This is a genomic window from Mangrovibacter yixingensis, from assembly GCF_020523985.1.
Classification (GTDB): Bacteria; Pseudomonadota; Gammaproteobacteria; order Enterobacterales; family Enterobacteriaceae; genus Mangrovibacter; species Mangrovibacter yixingensis.
In genome coordinates, this window is record NZ_JAIVKM010000023.1 from 1 (window position 1) to 698 (window position 698).

Annotated in this window: 2 protein-coding genes and 1 pseudogene; all 3 read right to left on the bottom strand. The window is 50.1% G+C overall.

What is annotated here, in order from left to right; translation table 11 throughout:
- Positions 1-154 (bottom strand): annotated as a pseudogene (locus tag LC084_RS23150) (ash family protein); the annotation flags it as partial.
- A complete protein-coding gene (locus LC084_RS23155) occupies positions 151-417 on the bottom strand; it encodes a helix-turn-helix transcriptional regulator (protein ID WP_036111035.1) in 267 nt (88 codons plus the stop codon). The pseudogene LC084_RS23150 and the gene LC084_RS23155, both read right to left, overlap by 4 nt.
- Before the next feature lie 77 nt (positions 418-494).
- Positions 495-698, bottom strand: a 204-nt coding sequence (locus LC084_RS23160) for a hypothetical protein (protein ID WP_226574622.1), incomplete at its 5' end; no start/stop codon positions are given.

Here is a 698-nt window from a genome sequence, read left to right on the forward strand (position 1 = left end):
AAAAAAAGACGCATGGCGCGTCTGGTGTCGCCATTGAGTAACACGGGTTCCTACGCCCGGCTGCCGATTTTGCGACAGCGGGAAAACTATACCTGGGAATGACGGCAGGACGCAAGCCAGAAAAAGGGGCTTTTTGCAAAACAGTCTGTCTCATGCACCATATCCCCGGTCACGTTCAGCGATACGGTCAGCCATCCACCGGGTAATTTCGGAGTGCGCCCACGCCACATTTTTACCGCCGAGGGTCACCTGTTTCGGGAAAGCCTCCCGGCTGATGAGGTCGTAAATGGTCGAGCGGGAAAGCCCGCACAAATGCATCACTTCGGGCAGGCGGATAAAGCGTTCCTGAACGGCATCAGAGACTGGCATCAGTGGCGCGGCAGGGGCAGAAGACGGGGAAGAAAAAGCAGTGTGCATCGGGCTACCTCATAAAATCCATACAGTGCCGGTCGTGTCTGTCCGGCTTCGGGTAGCTCTCTATTTTGTGAATATTTTTACGCAGGGCAACAAGTCATTTTGTAGCACCCCACCACACAACAGAACATTTTTTGTACAGTGGCAAACGTTGGCCCTCTTTTGGTTATTGTTGGCAAACTGATGGCCCATTCCTGATTACTTTTATTTATATATTTTAATTTTTTAATCGATAAAAAGCCTAAGAAAATAACCGACAGAAAAAACAGGGGGGGGTGAACAGT